We start from the raw sequence: 859 nt of genomic DNA on the forward strand, positions 1-859 counted from the left end.
ATTTACTATCGGGAAGACAGGATTCGAACCTGCGACCCCTTGGTCCCAAACCAAGTGCTCTACCAAGCTGAGCTACTTCCCGTACAATATGTAACGATGCACCCAAGAGGAGTCGAACCTCTAACCGCTTGATTCGTAGTCAAGTACTCTATCCAATTGAGCTATGGGTGCAATACCGATTAAAAATGCCGAGGGCCGGAATCGAACCGGCACGATGATCACTCATCGCAGGATTTTAAGTCCTGTGCGTCTGCCAGTTCCGCCACCCCGGCATAAGAATTGGCTAAAGCGGAAAACGGGGTTCGAACCCGCGACCCCCACCTTGGCAAGGTGGTGCTCTACCACTGAGCTATTTCCGCAAATACTTTAATTGAAAATGCCGGCTAAAGGACTTGAACCCTCGACCCTCTGATTACAAATCAGATGCTCTACCAACTGAGCTAAGCCGGCGTATCTCTCATGCGGGTGAAGGGACTTGAACCCCCATGCCGTAAGGCGCTAGATCCTAAGTCTAGTGCGTCTGCCAATTCCGCCACACCCGCGTTTGAAACAATAAAATGAGTCGTACAGGATTCGAACCTGTGACCCTCTGATTAAAAGTCAGATGCTCTACCAACTGAGCTAACGACTCATAAATGGGGGTTAACGGGTTCGAACCGCTGACCCTCTGCTTGTAAGGCAGATGCTCTCCCAGCTGAGCTAAACCCCCATAATGAGAAAAAAAGAATTAAATGCGTGGCGACGTCCTGCTCTCACAAAGGGAAACCCTTCACTACAATCGGCGCTAAGAAGCTTAACTTCTGTGTTCGGCATGGGTACAGGTGTATCCTTCTCGCTATCGCCACCACACTATTTAATT

Annotated in this window: 8 tRNA genes and 1 rRNA gene; all 9 read right to left on the minus strand. The window is 49.6% G+C overall.

Annotated features, from left to right (window positions below):
- Positions 1-8: 8 nt before the first annotated feature.
- Positions 9-82: transfer RNA gene (locus ACYSNO_RS12340), tRNA-Pro, on the minus strand.
- A gap of 15 nt (positions 83-97) precedes the next feature.
- Positions 98-171 (minus strand) — tRNA-Arg (locus ACYSNO_RS12345).
- Positions 172-186: 15 nt separating this feature from the next.
- Positions 187-272 (minus strand) — tRNA-Leu (locus tag ACYSNO_RS12350).
- Between the two features lie 15 nt (positions 273-287).
- Positions 288-359, minus strand: a tRNA-Gly gene (locus ACYSNO_RS12355).
- Between the two features lie 18 nt (positions 360-377).
- Positions 378-450 (minus strand) — tRNA-Thr (locus ACYSNO_RS12360).
- A gap of 10 nt (positions 451-460) precedes the next feature.
- Positions 461-542: transfer RNA gene (locus ACYSNO_RS12365), tRNA-Leu, on the minus strand.
- Positions 543-558: 16 nt separating this feature from the next.
- Positions 559-631, minus strand: a tRNA-Lys gene (locus ACYSNO_RS12370).
- 5 nt (positions 632-636) lie between these two features.
- A tRNA-Val gene (locus ACYSNO_RS12375) sits at positions 637-709 on the minus strand.
- A gap of 24 nt (positions 710-733) precedes the next feature.
- Positions 734-849: ribosomal RNA gene (gene rrf, locus ACYSNO_RS12380) — 5S ribosomal RNA — on the minus strand.
- Positions 850-859 lie beyond the last annotated feature (10 nt).

This window comes from Enterococcus sp. LJL98, from assembly GCF_054871745.1.